Genomic DNA, 20,610 nt, shown 5'->3' with positions numbered 1-20,610 from the left:
CGCCGTGAGACCGTCGTTCAGATTCTCAAAACGCCTGTTCCAAACATGCGCATGGACCGTGCGCGCGGCGACGCCCAGACTTCCAGCCATCGAAGTCTCCGAAAGCGAAGGCCGCCATGAGCCTCTCCAACCCGTATGCCGCCACCGTCGCGATGCTGTTCGCGGCCGTCTCATGGGGCAGCCTGTTCCTCGTCGGCAAGCCGGTGCTGAGCCGCCTCGATCCGATCTGGTTCACGGCATTGCGCTACCTCCTCGCGGGCGTCGGCATGACGGTGCTGGTCGTCGTCTTCGGCGAACGGCCCTGGGCCAAGCTGCGCGCCCATTGGCGCCCCCTGACGGGCTACGGCGTGCTCGGCTACGGCTTCTTCGGCATCCTGGTGCTGGAAGGGCTGAAGCTCTCGCTGCCCTCGCACGGCGCCGTGCTGATGGCGACGATGCCGATGACGACGATCCTGCTGCGCTGGCTGCTCGACGGCCGGCGGCCGGGGATCGCCGTGGCCGGCGCGGCGGTGCTGGCGCTGAGCGGCGTCATCCTCGTCTCCGGCGTGCTCGGGCGCAGCGACGGACCGCCGCACATGCTGCTGGGCGACGCCCTGACCCTGCTGGGCACCGTCGGCTGGGTGCTCTACACGCGCGGCGCGGCGAAGGTCCCGGCCCTCAGCCCGCTCGAATACACCGGCCTGACCGCCATCGCGGCGCTGCCGTGGCAGCTGGCGTTCGCCCTCGTCGCGACGGCCGGGGGCTGGATCGCCGCGCCGGCGTGGACCGACGTGACGCCGGTCGTGCCGCAGCTCGTCTACATCGCGGCCGTGCCCACGGTCGCGGCGGTGGTGGCCTTCAACTTCGGCGTGCGGCAGCTCGGCGCCTCGCGCGGGACCTTGTTCCTGAACGGCGTGCCGGTGTCCGCGCTGCTGATGAGCGTCGCGCTGGGGCAGCATCCGGCGATGCAGGAGTGGATCGGCGCGGCGCTCGTCATCGCGGCGCTCACCTTGAGCACGCGGGCGCCCGCATCGACGTCGACGACGCGCGTCGATGGCCACGGCGGGACAGGAAACGGCGCCTCCGGTAAAGCGGAGGTAAAGGACGGGGCGATGGCGGGTGCCGGCGGGCGCTGCCCAGCCACTTGATGCGCCTGGCGACAAGCTGGAAAGTCCCGGTGCGGCGGGCGCCACAGGCGGGCTCATGCCTTTTGTCATGGGCCTGTCTTCTGGCATAGGCTGGCGGCCTCGTCGGGCCCCGGCCCGCGCTCAAGAGCTGCTTGCGATGAAGACTGCCCTCCGCCTCACCACCCTCGCCCTGCTGATGCAGCTGGGCGGCTTCGCGATGGCGGCACCGCCGCAATCGGGTCTCGACCTCAAGGGCTACGACAAGTCGGTCCGGCCGCAGGACGACCTCTTCCGCGCCGCCAACGGCCACTGGCTCTCGACCACCGAGATCCCCGCGGACAAGTCCTCCTACGGCGCCTTCCACCAGCTGGCGGACCTCTCCGACAAACGGGCCCGCGCCATCATCGAGGACCTCGCCAAGAAGAAGGCCAAGGCCGGCACCGTCGAGCAGAAGATCGGCGACTACTACGCCGCCTACATGAACACCGCGGCCATCGACAAGGCCGGCCTGGCGCCGGTCAAGCCGCTGCTGGACAGCATCGCCGCGATCCAGACGCGCGAGCAGCTGGCCACCTGGCTGGGCGCGCAGACCGGCGTCGTCGACCTGCCGGTGCCGCTGGGCATCGAGGCCGACTACCAGGATCCCACCATCAACCGCCTGCAGACCTGGCAGGGCGGCCTCGGCCTGCCGGACCGCGACTACTACCTGAAGAAGGACGACGAGCGCCTGGGCAAGGCGCGCGGCGCCTACGTCGACTACCTGCAGACGCTGGCGAAGGCCGCCGGCATCGCCGATCCGGCGGGCAGCGCGCAGCGCGTGCTGGCGCTCGAGGAACGCCTGGCGCAGGTGCAATGGGACAAGGTCGAGCTGCGTGATCCGCAGAAGACCTACAACCCGATGACGCCGGCCGAACTGGCGCTGAAGGCACCGGGCTTCGACTGGAACGCGTTCTTCACGGCGGCCTCGCTGCCGGGCCTGGACAAGCTGTCGGCCTCGCAGCCCAGCTACCTGACCGGTGCCGCGAAGATCCTCGGCGAGGCCTCGCTCGACGACCTCAAGCTCTACCTGACCTTCCGCACCATCGACGCCAACGCCTCGACGCTGCCCAAGGTCTACCGCGATGCGCACTTCGCCTTCCACGGCGCGGCACTGACCGGCGCGAAGAGCCAGCAGCCGCGCTGGCAGCAGGCCGTGGGCAACGTCAACGGCGCGCTCGGCGAAGCCGTCGGCGAGGTCTACGTCCAGCGCCACTTCCCGGCCGCCGACAAGGCGCGCATGGTGCAGCTGGTCAACAACCTGCTGGCCTCGTACAAGGAGTCCATCGACAAGCTGAGCTGGATGACGCCCGCGACCAAGGCGCAGGCGCAGGACAAGCTGTCCAAGTACATGGTGAAGATCGGCTACCCCGACGTCTGGCGCGACTACGGCGCGCTGGAAGTGAAGGCCGGCGATCCGGTGGGCAACAACCTGCGCGCCTCGACCTTCGAGTGGAAGCGCCAGGCCGCCAAGGCCAGCAAGCCGGTCGATCGCCGCGAGTGGCTGATGACGCCGCAGACGGTCAACGCGTACTACAACCCGACGCTCAACGAGATCGTCTTCCCGGCCGCGATCCTGCAGCCGCCCTTCTACAACACGAAGGCCGACGACGCCGTGAACTACGGTGCCATCGGCGCGGTGATCGGGCATGAGATCAGCCACGGCTTCGACGACCAGGGCAGCCAGTTCGACGGCGACGGCAAGCTGCGCAACTGGTGGACCGACGACGACCGCAAGGCCTTCGACGCCATCGGCAACAAACTGGTCGCGCAGTACGAGGGTTACGAGCCCATCGCCGGCAAGCACCTGAACGGCAAGCTGACCCTGGGCGAGAACATCGCCGACCTGTCCGGCCTGCAGATCGCCTACAAGGCCTACCTGCGCTCGCTGGGCGGCAAGCCGGCGCCGGTGATCGACGGCTACACGGGCGAGCAGCGCTTCTTCATGGGCTGGTCGCAGGCCTGGCGCGAGAAGGCGCGCGACGAGCGCAAGCTGCAGCTGCTGACCATCGATCCGCACTCGCCGCCGGAGTTCCGTGCCAACGGTGCCGCGGTCAACCATGACGGCTTCCACGAGGCCTTCAAGACCAAGCCGGGCGACAAGATGTTCAAGTCCAGCGAGGACCGCATCCGGATCTGGTAATCAGACCTCTGCAAAGCAAATCGGCCGGGAATCCCGGCCGATTTTTTAGTGCGTCGGAACGTCCCGATCCAACGCCCGGCTCGCACCGAGCAGCGGTGCCTGATCGGCTTCATGCACGACGAAGGTCGGGATCGCTCGCAGGTACGAGGTGAGCCGGCCGCAGGTTTCAAACCGCGTCCGGAACGGGCTGCGATCGAACCATTCACCGAGACGAGGCACGATGCCGCCGCCGATGTAGAGCCCGCCGCGCGCGCCGAGCGTGAGTGCGACGTGGCCGGCGATGTCGCCGAGCAGCGCGCAGAACATGTTGACGACGTCGCTGCTGAAGGATTCGCCCGCGAGCGCTGCGGCGGTGATGGCCGGTGCGCTGCGGCCTTCCCCGGGCGCGAGCTTGAGCCCGCGGAGTTCCGCGAGCGCCGTGTAGAGGTTCTCGAGACCGGGCCCGGACACGGCCCGTTCCGCCGACACGTGCCCGAAGCGGCGGTGCAGCAGGTCGAGTACGGCGCGCTCTTCGGGCTCGTAGGATGAGAGCGTCGCATGCCCGCCCTCCCCGCCGACGGCGACCATCGACGTACCGTCCTCCGAGGGCAGCAGGCCGGAGACGCCCAGCCCCGTGCCAGGCCCCACCAGGCCGCGCGCCGCGCCGACGACGGCCTCCCCGCCACCGACCTTGCGCGTCGACTGCGGGCCGATCCCGGGCAAGGCCAACGCCAGCGCGGTGAAGTCGTTGATCACCAGCAGCCGCTCCGCGCCGAGCGCCGACTGCAATGCCCGCGTCGAGAAACTCCAATGATGGTTGGTCATCCGGACGTGGTCCCCGGTGACCGCCGTCGCGATGCCGATCGCACAGCTGCGCGGCGTCGGCAGGCCCTCACGATGCAGGTGATAGAAGATCGCGTCCGCGAGCGTGTCGAAATCCTGGCAGACATACCGCGCCACGTGTTCCAGCGGCCCGGCCGCGCCGCCCTGGCTGGCGAAACGCACGTGCGTCGCGCCCACATCCGCCAGCAACCGCGCCGGCGCCCCTGTTGCGCCCTGTGTCATGCCTTGTGCTCCTTCACCGATGCTCCATGCCGTCGCGGGGCAAGTTCGTCGCCTGCCCGCGAAAGCCCTGGATGCTGCCACAGTCCGTCGCCGATCCCGGGTGACGGACAGGGTCGCGGCCGGTGTTTAGCGCGTCGCGCTGAACGTGCCCTGGAGCACGCGCGTCAACGACCGGCCTTGAACGCCGCGATCGCGTCGCGATACCAGTGCGCGCTGTCCTTGGCCAGCCGCTCCTGCGACGCGTAGTCGACGTGGAACAGCCCGAAGCGCTTGAGGTAGCCCGAGTTCCACTCGAAGTTGTCCAGCAGGCTCCAGTAGAAATAGCCGCGCACGTCGGCCCCCAGCGCCACCGCCTGGGCCAGCGCCTCCAGATGGCCGCGCAGGTAGGCGATGCGCGCCGCGTCGGGCACGCGGCCGTCGACGATGCTGTCCGCGTTGGCCATGCCGTTCTCGGTGATGACGATCGGCGGCGGCGTGTATTCGCGGGTGATGCGCAGCAGGTGCTGGGTCAGCGCCTGCGGATAGATCTCCCAGCCCATGTCGGTGAAGCCGAGTTCCCCCGGCGGGGTCACGAACTGCTGCTGCCCGTTGAGCACGCTGCGCGTGTAGAAGTTGATGCCGAGGAAGTCCAGCGGCTGCTGGATCAGCGCGAGGTCGCCGTCCTGGATCTTCGGTGCGTCGGCGCCCAGGTGCTCGACGATGTCGGCCGGGTACTGGCCGCGGAACACCGGATCCATGTACCAGCGCACGTTGGTGCCGTCGTCGATGCGGGCGGCGCGGCGGTCGTCCTCGCTGAGCGGGTCGGCCGGGAACGACGGCGTGTGGTTCAGCACGATGCCGAGCTGGGCTTTCGAGCCGACCGCGCGCATCGCCTGGATCGCGGCGCCGTGCATCATCAGCAGGTGGTGCGACACCTGGTAGGCCTCGGCGCGGTTCGTGTGGCCAGGCGCGAACTGCGCGGTCTCGTAGCCCAGCGTCGCCGAGCACCACGGCTCGTTCAGCGTCGCGATCGTCGACAGCCGGTCGCCGAAGCGGCGTGCGATCTCGGCGGCGTACTCGGCGAAGAGCGGCACCACGTCGCGCGACAGCAGCCCGCCGATCGACTCGTCCAGCGCCTGCGGCAGGTCCCAGTGGTACAGCGTCGCGTTGGGCTTGATGCCGGCCGCGAGCAGCTCGTCGATCAACCGGTCATAGAACGCGAAGCCGGCCTCGTTCCACGCACCGCGGCCCAGCGGCTGCACGCGCGGCCACGAGAACGAGAAGCGGTAGGCGTCCAGCCCCAGCCACTTCATCAGCTTCACGTCCTCCGGATAGCGGCGGTAGTGGTCGCAGGCCACGTCGATGTTGGACGCGTCCTTGATGCGGCCGGGCTGGGCGCAGAACCGGTCCCAGATCGACTCGCCCTTCCCTTCTTCACGGGCGGCGCCCTCGATCTGCGCGGCGCTGGTGGCGGAGCCCCATTGGAAGTCCGCGGGCAACGACTGGATGAGCGATTGGAAGGTGGCGGTGTCTGCGGCGGGGTTGGCGTCGTTCGCGTGCATGGTGGTGTCAGTCGAGGTCGAGGAAGTCGATGGAATCGCGGAGGAGGACATGGCGTTTCCGGGGTCGGTTCGGTCAGCCGCGCACGGCGCCCGAGGTCAGCCCGGCGACGAGCCGCCGGGCGCTGAAGACGTACGCCACCAGCAAGGGCAGCATCGCGATGGCGCTGCCGATCATCAGCGCGCCCCATTCGGTGTTGTTGGGCGCCTGCATCGAGCGCAGCGCCAGCGGCAGCGTGTAGTTCTCGGCCGAGCGCATGACGACCAGCGGCGCGACGAAGTTGTTCCAGCTCGCGATGAAGGTGATCAGCCCCAGCGTGCCCAGCGCGGGCGTGAGCAGCGGCAGCACGATGCTCCAGAAGATGCGCAGCTCGCCGCAGCCGTCGATGCGCGCGGCGTCGATCAGGTCGGACGGGATCGCCGAGCCGATGTACTGACGCATCAGGAAGATGCCGAGCGCGCTTGCCGCGGCGGGCAGGTAGAGCGCGCGCGGCTCGTCGATCCAGCCCAGCGCGTCCATCACCATGAAGCTCGGGATCATGTGCATGAACGCCGGCAGCATCATCGATCCGAGCACGATCGCGAACAGCGAGCCCTTGAGGCGGAACTCGTAGATCGCGAACGCGTAGCCGGCGAGCGAGCACAGCAGCAGGTTCAGCACCGTCGTCATCGACGCGACGTAAAGGCTCATGCCGAGGTTGCGCCAGAACGGCAGGCGTTCCTCGAGCAGCCGCAGGTTCGAGGATGCCGCGTCGCCGAACCAGAGCGGCGGCGGGTTGTCGAAGATCTCCGTGCGCCCGTGCGTCGCGAAGACGAAGGTGAAGTACAGCGGCGCCACGAGCAGGATCGCCCCGCCGACGACGATCAGCCACGCGGGCCAATGGCGTTCAGCGTGTGCCATGGCCACTCCGCGGGTCGCGGCCGAACAGCCGCGCGTTGACCCAGGTCAGCGCGGCGATCAGCACGAACATCAGCCACGACATCGCCGACGCGGTCCCGAAGTCGCCGTCCGAGAACGCCGTCCGGTACATGAAGATCGCCGTCGTCATCACGGACGAAGACACGCCCTTCTCGCCGTCGACGAGGATGAAGGGCTCCTCGAACAGCTGCAGGTTGCCGATGATGGTCAGCGTCACCGCGAAGAACATCATCGGCTTGAGCAGCGGCAGCGTGACATGCCAGAACTGCTGCCACTCGGTGGCGCCGTCCAGCGTCGCGGCTTCGTAGAGGTCCTTGTCGATGACCTGCAGGCCCGACAGGTAGAGCACGAGGTTCCAGCCGAGGTAGCGCCAGAACACGACGAAGGCCACGGCCGGGCGCGTGACATCGGCATCGCCGAGCCAGTCGATGCCGCCGTCCTTCAGCGCCGTCAACGACGCGAGCGGGCTGCCGATGAACGGGATCCGCGTGAGCTCGGCCAGCGCCGCGTTGATCAGGCCGTAGTCCTTCGAGTACAGCGTCGTGAAGATCAACGCGATGGCGACGCTCGAGGTGATGTACGGGACGAAGTACGCGCCGACGACCAGGTCCCGGCCGCGCTTGAATCGCCGATGGATGAAGAACGCCAGCGGCAGCGCCACCAGGTGCTGCGGCACGCCGGCCACCAGCGCGAACCAGGCGGTGTTGTAGAGCGCATCCCAGAACCACGGGTCGGTGAGCGCGTAGCCGTAGTTCTCCAGCCCCACCCAGTGCATCGTGTGCAGGCCCTCGGCCGGGTTCCACTGCTGCAGCGACAGGTAGATCGAAAAGACCAGCGGGAACAGGCTGAACACCAGGAACAGCGCGAAGAACGGCGCGATGAACAAGTAGGGCGCGAGACGGCGCGAACGCAGCGCCGGCAACCGCAGCCATGACGGGCGCGGGGCGGCGGGCGAGGGGAGGGGCGCGCGTTCATGCGTGTGGCCTCAGCGGCGGCGAGCGCGGCGCTCGATGAGGTATCGCGCGTCGGCCAGCGCCTCCGCGATGGCCTTGCCCTTGGAGATGACGCGCTCGAACTCGTCGCGGATCACGGTGGTGGCGAGCACGTCGAACCGGTTCACCGGGATCGCGGGGATGTGCGACGCGGTCTCGCGCCACAGCTGGCGTGCGCGTTGTCCGCCGAGGAATTCGATCGGTTCGTCCATCACCGGATCGCGCAGCACCGCGCGCATCGCGGGGAAGCTGTCGAGCACCTTGAGCGACTCCAGTTGCACCTGCGCATCAGCCGTCATCAGGCGGATGAAGTCCCAGGCGGCGGTCTTGTTGGCGGCCTTCTTCGGGATCGCATAGAACGATCCGCCGTATGCGGCCTGCACACCGCCGGGCAGCGGCGCCGAGCGCCACAGGCCGGCCGTCTGCGGCGCGATCCAGTTGCGCAGCTGGCCGACGAGCCAGGCGCCCATCATCTGCGTCGCGATGCGGCCCTGCTTGAAGCCGGCGGCCCAGTCGTTGGTCCACGCGATGGCGCGCGCATCCAGGCCCGCACGGCGCGCGGCGCGGCCGAGTTCGAAGGCATGGCGGAAGCGCGCCGATTCGACGAGCACCCGTCCTTCCGCGTCGAAGTAGAGGCCCTCGCCGTCCTGCAGGCCCTGCCGCAGCGCGATGTCGCGCAGGTCGGCCGCGTCGGCCATCAGGTAGGCGCCGGTGGTCTTGCGGATGCGCTCGCCCGCCGCCAGGTACGAGGCCCAGTCGCGGGTGATCTCCGCCTCGCTGACGCCGGCCTTGTCGAGCAGGTCCTTGCGGTAGATCAGCGTGCCGGGACCGATGTCGGCGGGGATCGCGACCTGCGCGCCGTTCGGGCCCACGCCCTGCGCCATGGCGAAGCGGACGTAGTCGTCGGCGTGCGCGGCCGCGTTGAACGGCGCCCGGTTCAGGTCGACGAAACCGCCCGAGCCGGCGAACTTGCCGATGTAGCGCAGGTCGATCGCCATCACGTCGGGCAGGCCGGAGCCCGTGGCCAACGCCGTCGTCATCGACAGGTGGTGATCCGCGTATTGCATCGACAGCAACTTGAGCTCGACCTCCGGATGCAGCGCGCGCCAGCGCGGCGCCGCCGCGATCGCGGCACGGTCGAGGTCGGGGAATGTGGCGACGCGCAGCACCGAAGCCGGCGCGCGCGTCGGGGCCACCTGGGCCGTCGCGGAGAACGCTGCCGGCAGCGCCGCGGCCGCCCCGGCCACCAGCAGCGCACGCGCCGCCGATCGCCGGGTCAGGTGGACGTCGGGCACAGCGGTCAGAAGTTGTAGCCCGCGTTCAGACCGAAGGTCCGAGGCGCCGCGTACTGCGCGGTCCACACCGGATTGGCGAAGCTCACCGCGCTGCCCGCGCTGGTCTTGATCTTCTCGTCCGAGACGTTGCGCACGAAGCCGTCGACGTACCAGTTCTTCTTCGACGAGTAGCGCACGCTGATGTCCGCCGTCGAGTACGCCTTCTGACGATCGCCGTCGCCCAGGTTGAAGACCGACAGCCAGTTGGCCGACTGGTAGTGGTAGCTGATGCGCGGCGCGACCTGATCGCCGTTGGCGAGCGGGAAGACGTGCTCGTACATCAGCTGGATCGCCACCTTGGGTGCGTGCGGCAGCTCGTGACCGGTGACGTTCAGGCAGGTGCCGCCCAGCGTCGGATCGAAGCAGGTCGGCAACTGGTAGTCGTTGGACGCCGCCACCAGCTGACCCAGCTTGGTCTTCGTGTACGAGGCCGACAGCATCAGCTTGTCGTCGTTGGTGATCATCCAGGCGGTCTCGAGCTCGATGCCGGACACCTTCGCCCCCTCCGCGTTGGAGTAGGCGAACTGGCGGTTGCCGTTGACGATCACCGGCGCGCTGAACTGGAAGTCCTTGAACTTCATGTGGTACGCGCTGACGTTGAAGGTCATGCGGCCGTCCAGCAGCGAGGTCTTGTAGCCCACCTCGTAGTTGGTGAGCGTCTCCGGGCCGTAGGGCAGGCCGCCGTCGCCGGTGCCGCCGGACTTGTAGCCGGTGGACACGCTGCCGTAGGCCATCGAGCTCTTGTCGATGTCGTAGGTCGCGCGCGCCAGCCAGGTCGTCTTGCTCCCCTTGTAGTGCGCGTCGTTGATGTTGCCTGCCTGGTAGCCGTTGGCCGGATCGGTCGGATCGATCGTCGGGTTGAGCGGGATCTGCGGTGCCGCCGCGTTGTAGGCCCAGGTCCAGCCGCGTCCGCCGATGTTCTTGCGGTCGTCGTGCGTGTAGCGCAGGCCGCCGGTGACGTGGAAGGCGTCGGTCAGGTTCCAGGTCGCCTGGCCGAAGGCGGCCTTGGAATCGACCGTCTCCTTCGGCTGGATGAACGAGCCCTGCCAGCTCACCGTGCCCTGCTGCGTCCCGTTCATGATCGGGATGTCGAAGCGGATGCCGTTGTCCTCGGCCGCGTAGTACAGGCCCAGCACCCAGTCGATGGTCTGCTTCTGCGTGCTCTGCAGCGTCAGCTCATGGCTCTGGCTGCGGTAGCTGGTCCAGACGGTGTTGTCTTCCTGGTGGTTCGCGCCGGTCGTGAAGCTCGTCGGCATCTGCACGCCGAGGTCCTGGTCGTAGGTGCCCGAGCCCTTGAAGTGGGTGTAGCCCGCGACGTAGGCCAGCGACATGCCGCCCAGGTCGTACTCTGCGCGGCTGCGGATCGACGTGGAGTCGCGCTTGAGCGACGGCGCCGTGTCGATCAGCGCGGACCAGAACTTCTGGCCTTCGCGCGGCGTCTGCATCAGGCTCATCGCCGGCGTGCCGCGATCGGCGAACTGCTCCACTGACACGTCCCAGCGGAAGGCCTTGATCGGCTGCCACAGCAGGCTCAGGCGCGCGGCGGTCTGATCCTGCGCGTTGTACTTCGGTCCGCCGGTGGTGAACAGGTTGTAGTTCAGCGGCTGGAACGGCGGGAAGGTGCCGGCCGTGTTGCCCGCGTTGTAGGCGGCCTGCTGCTGCGCGATCGTGTACTGCGTCGGCTTCTGGTAGTCGACGTAGCCGTCGTGCTGCTCGTGGATGAACGCGACGCGCGCCGCGAGCGTGTCGCCCAGCGGGATGTTGATCGCGCCCTTGGCGCCCAGGCGGTTGTAGCTGCCGGTGCCGAGCTCGACATAGCCGGTGTTGTCCTTCAGCACCGGCTTGGCCGTCTTCATGTTGATGGTGCCGACGGTGGAGTTGCGTCCCCACAGCGTGCCCTGCGGGCCGCGCAGCACTTCGATGCCGTCGAGGTCGAACAGCATGGTCGCGGCCCCTTCGGGGCGCGGCGCGAAGACGCCGTCGACGAAGAGCGCGACCTCGGGGTCGGCGTATTCGGTCTTGGCCGAATCGTTGCCGATGCCGCGCAGCGTGATGCTCACGATGCCGTGGTCGCCCTGCCCGGTGCCCTGCATGCTGGGCACGAGGTTGAACACGTCGAGCATGCTCTTGACGTGGGCGTCGTCGATGGTCGACGCGCTGATCGCGGTCACCGCGATCGGGGTCTTCTGCAGCGAGGTGGCGCGCTTGGTCGCCGTGACGACGACCTGCGGCAGCGCCTTGTTCTCCTTGCCGTCGGCGGAGGCCGCGGCACTGGTGTCGGCCTGCGGCGTCGGCGCGGGAGCCTCGGTCGATTGGGCGTGGGCCGCTCCGGCCAGCAGCGCGAGCACGGCGATCTGGACGGGCGAGGAAAGGCCGAGGCGCGGCCGGCGGATGAGGCGGTCAGTCATGTTGTCTCCTGGTGGCTTTCGATTCGAAGCTCTGTTCCGGGTGGGCGTGTTCTTCTAATTTGAGTGCATCGTAGGCAACGTATGACAACGTTGTCAACGCTTCGATTGACATCGTTGTCATTTTGCTCACTATCATTTACCCGTAGATCGCGGCCTCGATGCCGCGCCTGAAAAGATCACCGGAGACAAGCCCATGCAACCCATCCAGGACCTCCTCATCGTCGGCGGCGGCACGGCAGGCTGGCTCACCGCCGCCTTCCTCGCGCGGCAGTTGGGCACCGCGCACGGCGGCGTCCGCATCACGCTGGTGGAATCCAGCGACATCGGCATCATCGGCGTCGGCGAAGGGACCTTCCCCTCGATCCGCGGGACGCTGTCGGCGATCGGCATCGGGGAGGCGGAGTTCCTCGAGGCCTGCTCGGCGACGTACAAGCAGGGCATCCGCTTCGAGCACTGGGTGCGGCCGCCGGGGACGCCGGGCGCCGATCACTACTTCCATCCGTTCAGCCAGCCGAGCCAGCGACCCGGCGCGCCGGAACTGCTGCCGTACTGGCTGATGGGCGATGCCGGCAAGGGACGCGCGTTCGCCGAGGCGGTGACGCTGCAGAAGGCCGTCGCGGATGCACGCCACGGGCCGAAGCGCGCCAGCGATGGCGACTTCCTCGGACCGTTGAACTACGCGTACCACTTCGACGCCGGACGCTTCGCGGCACTGCTCGCGGAGCATGGTCAGGCGCTCGGCGTGAAGCGCGTGATCGCGACGGTGGATCGCGTGGATCTCGATGAACAGGGCGCGATCGCGGCGGTGCACACGAAGGAGGCCGGCACGCTGACGGCCGGGCTCTACGTCGACTGCAGCGGCTTCCGGGCGCGGCTGATCGGCGAGGCGTTGGGATCGCCGTTCAAGTCGATGCGTGACGTGCTCTTCGTCGACAGCGCGCTGGCGATGCAGGTGCCGTATGCGCGGCCGGATGCGCCGATCGCGTCGTACACGATCGCGAGCGCGCAGGACCACGGCTGGATCTGGGACATCGGCCTGCAGGAGCGGCGCGGCATCGGCCACGTGTACAGCAGTCGGCACTGCGACGACGAGGAGGCGGAGCGCGCGCTGCGCCGCTACATCGGCCCGGCGTCGGAGGCACTGACGCCGCGCAAGCTCGCGCTCAACATCGGCTACCGCGAGACGCAGTGGGTGAAGAACTGCGTGGCGGTCGGCCTGTCGGGCGGTTTCCTGGAACCGCTGGAGTCGTCGGGCATCGGACTCATCGAGACCGCGGCGTATCTGATCGGACAGCTCTTCCCGTTCAACGGCGATACGGCGCCGGTGGCGAAGCACTTCAACGCGTTCATGAACGCGCGCTACGCACGCATCGTCGACTTCATCAAGCTGCACTACGGCCTGACGCAGCGCACCGACACGGCGTTCTGGCGCGACAACGCCGATCCGGCGTCATTCACCGACACACTGAAGGAGAAGCTCGCCATGTGGCGCTGCCGGCCGCCGCAGCGGCTGGACTTCATCACCGACGTCGAGATGTACCTGCCGGCGAGCTGGCAGTACGTGCTCTACGGGATGGAATTCGAGACGCAGCTGGGCACGGGTGCCGCCGCGCTGATGCGCAGCGAGGAAGCGCGCAAGGAGTTCGGGACGATCGCGCAGCTCGGCGCGCACGCATTGCGGGATCTGCCGCCGCATCGGGTGCTGATCGAGCAGCTCCTTGCCCGGACGGGCAAGCGGGCCGCATAGGGCGGCATAGAGCCCGGAAAGCCGGGGAAGGCGCTCAGGCCTTCTTGAGGCGCGGCGCGGCCTTGGTGCCGAGCACCGCCGTGGAGTCGCGCACGACGAGCTCGTGCGGCAGGACGCGGTGCTTGGGTTTCGCGGCCTCTTCGGCGCCGATCTCGGGCTCGGCATCGCGCGGCGTGCCGATCAACAGATCGACGGCGGCGCGCGCCATGTCGTCCATCGGCTGACGCACCGTCGTCAGCGGCGGCCACACGCGCGCGGCGGCGGGCGTGTCGTCGAAGCCGGCGATCGAGAGGTCACCCGGAACGGCCAGGCCGAGGCGCTGCGCCGCGGCGAGCACGCCCAGCGCCATGTCGTCGTTGCTGGCGAAGACCGCGGTCGGGCGCTGGCGTCGGCTCAGCAGCTGGTAGGCCGCCTCGACGCCGGTGTCGAAGGTGAAGTCGCCCTGCACCACCAGGTCCTTGTCGAGCGGCAGCTTGTGCGCCTTCAAGGCGGCCAGGTAACCCTGGTAGCGACGCTTGGAGGCGACCTGTTCCTTCGCCCCCTTGATGATCGCGATGCGCGTGTGACCCAGGCTGATCAGCAGGTTGGTGATCTCCTCCGCCGCGTGGACGTCGTCCATGCGGACGCTCGGATGATCGGGCTCGTCCGCCGCCGGGGAGATCAGCACGCACGGCGTCTGGCTCTCGCGCAGCGCGGACAGCACCTGCGGGTTGTCACACAGCGGCGGGGTCAGGATCATGCCGTCCGGACGCAGCGCCGAGACCATGCGGTCGACCTGCATCGCGAGGTCGGGCGCGTCGTTGTGGAGGGACTCGACGACGAGGTGGTACCCCGCCTCCCGGCAGCGCAGCGTCGCGCCCTGCTGCACGCCGCCGACGAAGGCCGCGGACGGGTCGTAGTACAGCAGGCCGATCAGGAAGGACCGCCCGCCGGCCAGGCTGCGGGCCGATTGCTTGGGGCGGTACTTGAGGTCGGCGACGACCTTCAGCACCGCTTCGCGGGTTTCGGCATGGACGCCCGGCTCTTGGTTCAGGACCCGGGATACCGTCTTGATGGAGACGCCCGCTTCGCGAGCGACGTCGATGATGGTGGCGGGTTTACGTGGCGGCATAGAGATCCGAAATGCTCGCCCGACTTTGCCATATGGACACGATCCCTGCGGGAGAGTGCGAATCCGGAGCGCGAATGAGAGTCGCCAATGAAAAAGCCGGCTGGAAGCCGGCTTTTCGTATTTGGTGCCCAGGAGAGGACTCGAACCTCCACGGAGTTACCCGCTAGTACCTGAAACTAGTGCGTCTACCAATTCCGCCACCTGGGCTTTCAGGATTTCTTCGTCACAACTTGCGTTGCAGCGAGGAATTGGACTTTAGCATGGTTTTGAAACCTGGCAAGGGGTTCAACCGCCCCAATTCACTTTTCCAAGACGTGTGTGCGGATCCCACAACGTCTGTACTCTCCTCGCCCAATCCAGCATCGCGGGCTCGACCTTCTCCCAATGCGCGCGGTATGCCGCCTGCAATTGCGGCCCGACCCCGTGCTCCGCGCTGATCGATCCGCCCAGCGCCGCCACCAGCGCGTACAGGCCCTCGCGCAGGGTCAGCTCTTGCTCGGGCGCAAGCAGACCCGCGCTTGCCGGCCACACCATGTTGAAGTGCATCCCGCCGTCGCCGAGGTGGCCGAAGTCGGCCAGTCGCACCTGCGGGAAGCGCTCGGCCAGCCAGGCCGCGCCGCGCTCGCGGAAGGCCATGAAGTGCCTGCGCGGCAGCGAGAGATCGAGCCCGATCACCTTGCCCTGCACCCGTAGTCCTTCGCTGATGCGATGGCGCAGGCCCCAGATCGCCTCGTCGGCGTCCAGCACCGCATCCCACACGCGTCCCGATTCGAATTCGGCTTCGAGCCAGCCCTGCAGCAGTCCGGTCAGCGCGAGTCGATCCGCCGGCAGTTCGCTGCTGAGCTCGATGAGCATCGCGTAGTCCGGCAGTTGCCCTTCGAACCACCGCGCAGCATCCTGACCGTGCAAACCAGCTTCCAGCGCCGCGCGGCTGATGCCTTCGAAGGCGGACACCAGCCCACCCCAGCGCTGCATCACGTCGGCGTAGAGCGGAAAGACGTCCGCCAGGGACGACGGCGCCACCAGCGCCACGGCCCGTTGACGCGGCAAGGGCGCGAGCTTGATCGTGACCTCGCTGACCAGCCCCAGGCTGCCGGACGAGCCGATGAAGAGCTGCCCCAGCGCGAGCGCCGAGTTGTCCTTCTGCAGCCCCTGCCCCAGGCGCAAGACCTGACCCGCGGGTTCGGCCAGCACGACCTCCAGCGCCAGCGTGTTGGCGCGCACGTCGCCGTAGCGCAGCATGCGCGTGCCGCCGGTGTTGTGCGCGACCATGCCGCCGATCGACGGATCGGCGCTCAGGTCGACCGGGAACCACAGTCCGTGCGGCTCGAGGCGCTCGTTGATCTCCGACAGCCGGAAGCCCGACGACACGCGCAGCGTGCGGTCGAGCAGGTCGAGGTCGAAAACCTCGCGAAGGCGTTCGGTGCTCAGGAGTACTTCGCCGTTCGCGTCGTCCGGCGTGCCCGCGCGGACCAGGCCGGTGTGCGCGCCCTGCACCACCACGCGCAGTCCGCAGGCCGCCGCGAGCGCCAGCACGCGCGCCGCTTCGTCGCGGCTGCCGGGGCGCACGAGCGCGGCCGCACGCCCCGCCGCGTAGCGCGCGGGCTGCAGGAAGCGCGGCTCGATGTCCGCGCCCACCTGCACGAAGGCTTCGCCGCAGACGGCGATCGCTTCCGCGAGGAAGCCGCCGGCCTGGAAGCTCAGCACGCCGCGGCCTCGCCGGTCGTGTCGGCGTCCTTGGCCGCACCGGCCGTCATCTTGAAGATGCCGGTCGCGTTGCCCGCGTCGAAGGCCAGGTCCAGCGCGCCGGACTCATCGAGCGGCGCGCGCTGGATGAATTCGTGGAAGCTGCCGGGCACTTCCAGCATCACGCGCTGGCCGCGATCGAGGAACTCGCGCATCACGCGCACCGCCTTGAACGCGGTCTGGCGCACACGCCCGGTCGCGGAGGTCTCGATCGAGTCCTTCACCGGCCGGTCGAGCGCGCGCTGCGCCGCGACGACGGACTCGATGTCGGCCACGCGATCGGTCGCGTGGTTGAAGGCATTGCCCTCGGTCGCGATCCAGGCCATCTCGGCCGATTCGGTGAGCAGGAGCTGGTAGTCGTCCGCCTCGAACAGCGCGTGCTGCCGGGCGAAGCAGCCGACCAGCTTGGGCAGCAGCGCCACGGCGGAACCGGTCGGCAGATCGCCGTCGCGCGCGAGGTGTTCCAGCAGCGCCAGGTCGCCCGGCGTCAGCGGGTCCTGCGAGGTCGCCAGCACCCGCGTCACCGCGCCCTGGAAGCTGCCGGAGAAGCGCTCCGGGTGCAGTTCAGAGACGAAGAACTGCGCGATGTCCTCCGGGAAGTCGGCGTGGCGCCAGGCGCGGCCGGTCATCTTCAGACGCGGCAGCGGATAGGTCGCCGCCATCGTGAAGCCCAACGGTCTCAGCACGCGGGTGATCGCGGCCTCGCCCGGCGGCAGCGCGCCTGACGGCCAGGCCACCGTGCGCAGCGCGCCGTGGTCGAAGACCAGTTGCTGCCCGTCGCGCTGCAAGTCGGCCACGTAGGCGGCCGCCATCGGCACACGGTCGGTCACGTCGAGGAACAGCGCCATGTTCAGCGCCTGCGCCAGCTCGGCGCGCGAGACCCGCTCGCCGGCCGGACGCAGCAGCGACGGCACGACCTGCACGCGCGAGAAGGCAGCGCGGGCCGCCTCGTCGCCGAGCGCGCCGCGCAGCACCTGGAACAGTCCGCTGTCGACCGCCGCCGCAACCTTGGCGTTGAGCGCCGTCAACGCCTTCAGTTCCTCGTTCCGCTCAGACATCGAACTTCACGCCCTGCGCCAGCGGCAGCTCGCGCGAGTAGTTGACGGTGTTGGTCGTGCGGCGCATGTAGGCCTTCCACGCATCCGAGCCGGACTCGCGGCCGCCGCCGGTCTCCTTCTCTCCGCCGAAAGCGCCGCCGATCTCCGCACCCGAGGTGCCGATGTTCACGTTGGCGATCCCGCAATCGGAGCCGCTCGCGCTGACGAAGGTCTCAGCCTCGCGGATGTCGTTGGTGAAGATCGCCGAGGACAGGCCCTGCGGCACGTCGTTCTGCAGCGCGATCGCCTCGTCCAGCGTCTTGTACTTCAGCGTGTACAGGATGGGCGCGAAGGTCTCGTGCTTCACGATGGCCGACTGCGACGGCATGCGGACCAGCGCCGGCACCGCGTAGAACGCTTCCGGATACTGGGACGCGAGGGCGCGTTCGCCGCCGCTGACCTCGCCGCCCTGCTCGCGCGCGGCGGCCAGGGCCGATTGCATCGCGTCGAAGGCGGCCTTGTCGATCAGCGGGCCGATCAGGTGGCCGGGCTCGACCGGGCTGCCGATCTTGAGCTGCGCGCGGGCGCGGTCCAGGCGGGCGACGAGCTCGTCATGGATCGACTCGTGCGCGATCACGCGGCGCGTCGTCGTGCAGCGTTGTCCGGCCGTGCCGTAGGCGCCGAACAGGATGCCGCGCACGGCCAGGTCCAGGTCCGCGCTCGGCGTGACGACGATGGCGTTGTTGCCGCCCAGTTCCAGCAGGCAACGGCCGAAGCGCGCCGCGACGCGCGGGCCGACCGCGCGGCCCATGCGGGTCGAGCCGGTCGCGGAGACCAGCGCCACGCGGGCGTCGTCGACCATCGCCTCGCCGACACTGGCGCCGCCGATGAGGACCTGCGACAGGAACTTCGGCGCGCCGTCGAAGCGGGCCACGGCCTTCTCGAACAGGGCCTGCGTCGCGAGCGCCGTCAGCGGGGTCTTCTCGCTGGGCTTCCAGAGGCAGGTGTCGCCGCAGACCAGCGCGAGCGCCGAGTTCCACGCCCACACCGCCACGGGGAAGTTGAACGCCGAGATGATGCCCACCACGCCCAACGGCAGGTACTGCTCCATCATGCGGTGGCCCGGACGTTCGCTGGCGATCGTCAGACCGTGCAGCTGACGCGACAGGCCGACGGCGAAGTCGCAGATGTCGATCATCTCCTGCACTTCGCCTTCGCCCTCGCTGGTCACCTTGCCGGCTTCCAGCGAGACCAAGCGGGCCAGCGCCGCCTTGTTGGCGCGCAGTTCCTCGCCGAACAGGCGGACCAGCTCGCCGCGCTTGGGCGCCGGCACGGTGCGCCAGGCCAGGAAGGCCTGCTGCGCGTTGGCGATCGCGGCGGTCATGTCGGCGGCCTTGGCCTCATGGACCGCGCCGATCACGGCGCCGTCGATCGGGCTGCGGACGGTCATGGTGCCGCCGGTGACGGCGGCGGCCGGCACGCCCAGGGCGGCCAGCAGGTCGGTGGTGGTGGAAGTCATCGGGGAATTCTCCTTCAGGCGTTCAGGCAAGTCGTGCGAGGGGCCGATCGAATCGACGGATGCGATCGATCGGCCGACCGATCAACCGATCGATTCGACTTGACGCGACTGTTGGTAGGCCTTGCCGAAGCGGTTCGCGAGGAAGTCCGGCAGCGCGACTTCTTCCTGACGGACGAAGCCGGACTGCGGCAGCTTGCCTTCGCGGAACAGGTCGACCGCGGCGCAGATGCCGGCGGCCGTGGTGATCTGGATGGCCGACAGCGGCTGCGCGCCGTCGCGCTCGGCGAAGATCTTGCGGGCGAAGACTTCCTGCATCAGCACGCCGTTCTTCATGCCCGAGACGGTCACGAACACCAGCACCACGTCCTGCATCGTCGCCGGCATGCTCTTGCGCATGATGTCCTTGAGCTTCTCCTGGTCGTTCTTCAGCGCCAGGTCGTCCAGCAGGAACATCATCAGGTCGCGGTGGCCCGGATAGCGGACGGTCTTGTAGTCCAGGTTGCGGACCTTGTTCTCCCAGGTCTCGCACAGCGTGCCCAGGCCGCCGGAGGTGTTGAAGGCCTCGTACTCGGTACCGTCCAGCGAGAAGTGCTCCAGGCCTTCCAGCGGCAGCGCGGCGATGGTGGCGCCGTCGTGGATCGCCTCGCAGGGATGGCAGTACTCGTTGATCAGGCCGTCGACGGACCAGGTCAGGTTGTACTTCAGCGCGTTGGTCGGGAACGCGGGCAGCGCGCCGACGCGCATCTTGACGTCGCTCAGCGAGTCGAAGCTCTTGGCCAGGTGATGCGCGACGATGCCGATGAAGCCCGGCGCCAGGCCGCACTGCGGCATGAACGCGGTCTTCGCGCCTTCGGCGATGCGCTTGATCTCCTTGGTCGCGGCGACGTCCTCGGTCAGGTCGAAGTAGTGGCAGCCGGCCTCCAGCGCCATGTGCGCCGCGGTGATGGCCAGGTGGTACGGCAGCGCGTTCACGACCACGTCGTTGCCGCGCAGCGCGGCGGCGAGCTGGACCTTGTCCTCGGTGTCGACGGTCTTCGTCGCGAGACCCTGGCCGGCCAGCAGCTTCAGCGCGGTGGCGTTCTTGTCGATCACGGTGACCTGGTAGTCGCCGCTGCCCTGCAGCAGTCGAGCGATGGTCTGGCCGATGTGTCCGGCGCCCAGCAGTGCCACTTTCATGTCGTACTCCTTGTGATCCTGTGCGGATGAGGTTTCAGATGCGATGGCGGCAGTGTCCCGACCTGCCCTGACGAAAGAAAGCGCGAGTTCGACGAAAAACACCTCGATACTGACGATCCGTCAGCCGGATCTTCCATTCCGGCGAAAACCAGGGTTTATCCCGAGCACTCCGTCACAGCCTGTCGAAGGCACCGCCCATGAATGCCAGGAAGACCTCGCCCGCATCGGCCTCCGGATCCGCCCCTGAATCGCAGGCTGCCGCTCCGGCAACGTTGCGCGACCAGACCGATCGCGCCTTGATCGCGCTGCTGCAGGCCAACGCGCGCGAAAGCACGGCCGACCTCGCACGCAAGTTGGGCGTGGCCCGCACCACCGTGGTGGCCCGGCTCGCCCGGCTGGAGGCCGAAGGCCTGATCGCCGGCTACACGGTGCGGCTGGGCGGCGAGGCGGTGGAGCGCGGCGTGCAGGCCTTCGTCGGCATCACGGTGCAGCCGCGCGCCGGACGCGAGGTGGTGAAGCTGCTGTCGCGGCTGCCGGAGCTGCGTCAGCTGGCGTCGGTCAGCGGCGAGTTCGACTACATGGCGACGCTGCGCGCCGACAGCACGGCGCGACTGGACGCGCTCCTCGACGAGATCGGCGACATCGAGGGCGTGATCAAGACGCACACCTCGGTGCTGCTGGCGCTGCGGGTGGACCGGAGCGCCTGAGCCCACGCGCGATCCATGTCAGCCTCGTGGCGCGTGAGTAACGTCAT

The 20,610-nt window shown here is 68.7% G+C and carries 15 protein-coding genes and 1 tRNA gene; 4 read left to right on the top strand and 12 right to left on the bottom strand.

The annotated features are described in order from the left end of the window. Positions 1 to 116 precede the first annotated feature (116 nt). Positions 117 to 1,127 carry a DMT family transporter gene (locus tag ACQ86G_RS09465; protein ID WP_431260346.1) on the top strand — a complete coding sequence of 337 codons (1,011 nt, stop codon included), beginning with the start codon at positions 117 to 119 and terminating at the stop codon, positions 1,125 to 1,127. 136 nt (positions 1,128 to 1,263) lie between these two features. Next, entirely contained in the window at positions 1,264 to 3,285 is a 2,022-nt protein-coding gene (locus ACQ86G_RS09460; protein WP_431260345.1) for a M13 family metallopeptidase, read from the top strand. A 45-nt stretch (positions 3,286 to 3,330) separates the two neighbouring features. On the opposite strand, the gene glk is transcribed toward ACQ86G_RS09460, so the two are convergent. From glk to ACQ86G_RS09430, 6 genes are all read right to left on the bottom strand, one after another. Beyond that, on the bottom strand, positions 3,331 to 4,329 hold the full coding sequence (gene glk, locus ACQ86G_RS09455) for a glucokinase (protein ID WP_431260344.1): 999 nt from the start codon (positions 4,327 to 4,329) through the stop codon (positions 3,331 to 3,333). Between the two features lie 164 nt (positions 4,330 to 4,493). Beyond that, positions 4,494 to 5,870 (bottom strand): GH1 family beta-glucosidase, encoded by a 1,377-nt coding sequence (locus ACQ86G_RS09450; RefSeq protein ID WP_431260343.1) that lies wholly within the window; start codon positions 5,868 to 5,870, stop codon positions 4,494 to 4,496. Positions 5,871 to 5,943: 73 nt separating this feature from the next. Continuing rightward, a complete protein-coding gene (locus ACQ86G_RS09445) occupies positions 5,944 to 6,768 on the bottom strand; it encodes a carbohydrate ABC transporter permease (RefSeq protein WP_431260342.1) in 825 nt (274 codons plus the stop codon). Then, positions 6,755 to 7,672, bottom strand: a complete 918-nt coding sequence (locus ACQ86G_RS09440) for a carbohydrate ABC transporter permease (RefSeq protein WP_431260341.1) — start codon at positions 7,670 to 7,672, stop codon at positions 6,755 to 6,757. Before ACQ86G_RS09440 ends, ACQ86G_RS09445 begins: the two co-directional genes overlap by 14 nt. Positions 7,673 to 7,771: 99 nt before the next feature. Further along, the gene (locus ACQ86G_RS09435) at positions 7,772 to 9,073 is read right to left on the bottom strand and encodes an ABC transporter substrate-binding protein (protein WP_431260340.1); all 1,302 of its coding nucleotides are present in this window, start codon (positions 9,071 to 9,073) and stop codon (positions 7,772 to 7,774) included. Between the two features lie 5 nt (positions 9,074 to 9,078). Further along, the gene (locus ACQ86G_RS09430; RefSeq protein WP_431260339.1) at positions 9,079 to 11,520 is read right to left on the bottom strand and encodes a TonB-dependent receptor; all 2,442 of its coding nucleotides are present in this window, start codon (positions 11,518 to 11,520) and stop codon (positions 9,079 to 9,081) included. A 193-nt stretch (positions 11,521 to 11,713) separates the two neighbouring features. Between ACQ86G_RS09430 and ACQ86G_RS09425 the strand changes: the two genes are divergently transcribed. Further along, the gene (locus tag ACQ86G_RS09425) at positions 11,714 to 13,267 is read left to right on the top strand and encodes a tryptophan halogenase family protein (protein WP_431260338.1); all 1,554 of its coding nucleotides are present in this window, start codon (positions 11,714 to 11,716) and stop codon (positions 13,265 to 13,267) included. 34 nt (positions 13,268 to 13,301) lie between these two features. Here ACQ86G_RS09425 and ACQ86G_RS09420 read toward each other — a convergent pair whose 3' ends face one another. The 6 genes from ACQ86G_RS09420 to ACQ86G_RS09395 all read right to left on the bottom strand — a co-directional run bounded on the left by ACQ86G_RS09420 (position 13,302) and on the right by ACQ86G_RS09395 (position 19,856). After that, positions 13,302 to 14,378 (bottom strand): LacI family DNA-binding transcriptional regulator, encoded by a 1,077-nt coding sequence (locus ACQ86G_RS09420; protein WP_431260337.1) that lies wholly within the window; start codon positions 14,376 to 14,378, stop codon positions 13,302 to 13,304. A 122-nt stretch (positions 14,379 to 14,500) separates the two neighbouring features. Next, positions 14,501 to 14,585 (bottom strand) — tRNA-Leu (locus ACQ86G_RS09415). Positions 14,586 to 14,663: 78 nt separating this feature from the next. Beyond that, positions 14,664 to 16,085: an FAD-binding oxidoreductase gene (locus ACQ86G_RS09410; RefSeq protein ID WP_431260336.1), complete on the bottom strand. Its 1,422-nt coding sequence runs from the start codon at positions 16,083 to 16,085 to the stop codon at positions 14,664 to 14,666. Continuing rightward, positions 16,079 to 17,182 carry a 2-oxoadipate dioxygenase/decarboxylase family protein gene (locus ACQ86G_RS09405; protein WP_431260335.1) on the bottom strand — a complete coding sequence of 368 codons (1,104 nt, stop codon included), beginning with the start codon at positions 17,180 to 17,182 and terminating at the stop codon, positions 16,079 to 16,081. Before ACQ86G_RS09405 ends, ACQ86G_RS09410 begins: the two co-directional genes overlap by 7 nt. After that, positions 17,175 to 18,680, bottom strand: coding sequence for an L-piperidine-6-carboxylate dehydrogenase (amaB, locus tag ACQ86G_RS09400; protein WP_431260334.1), 1,506 nt, complete (start codon positions 18,678 to 18,680; stop codon positions 17,175 to 17,177). Before amaB ends, ACQ86G_RS09405 begins: the two co-directional genes overlap by 8 nt. Positions 18,681 to 18,761: 81 nt before the next feature. Continuing rightward, positions 18,762 to 19,856 (bottom strand): saccharopine dehydrogenase NADP-binding domain-containing protein, encoded by a 1,095-nt coding sequence (locus ACQ86G_RS09395; protein ID WP_431260333.1) that lies wholly within the window; start codon positions 19,854 to 19,856, stop codon positions 18,762 to 18,764. A gap of 197 nt (positions 19,857 to 20,053) precedes the next feature. On the opposite strand from ACQ86G_RS09395, the gene ACQ86G_RS09390 reads away from it, so the two are divergent. Continuing rightward, positions 20,054 to 20,563 (top strand): Lrp/AsnC family transcriptional regulator, encoded by a 510-nt coding sequence (locus ACQ86G_RS09390; protein WP_431260332.1) that lies wholly within the window; start codon positions 20,054 to 20,056, stop codon positions 20,561 to 20,563. Positions 20,564 to 20,610 lie beyond the last annotated feature (47 nt).

Origin of the sequence: Roseateles chitinivorans (assembly GCF_050632145.1) — a bacterium.
GTDB classification, from domain to species: Bacteria; Pseudomonadota; Gammaproteobacteria; order Burkholderiales; family Burkholderiaceae_C; genus Roseateles; species Roseateles chitinivorans_B.
This window is presented reverse-complemented; position numbering and strand designations above follow the sequence as displayed.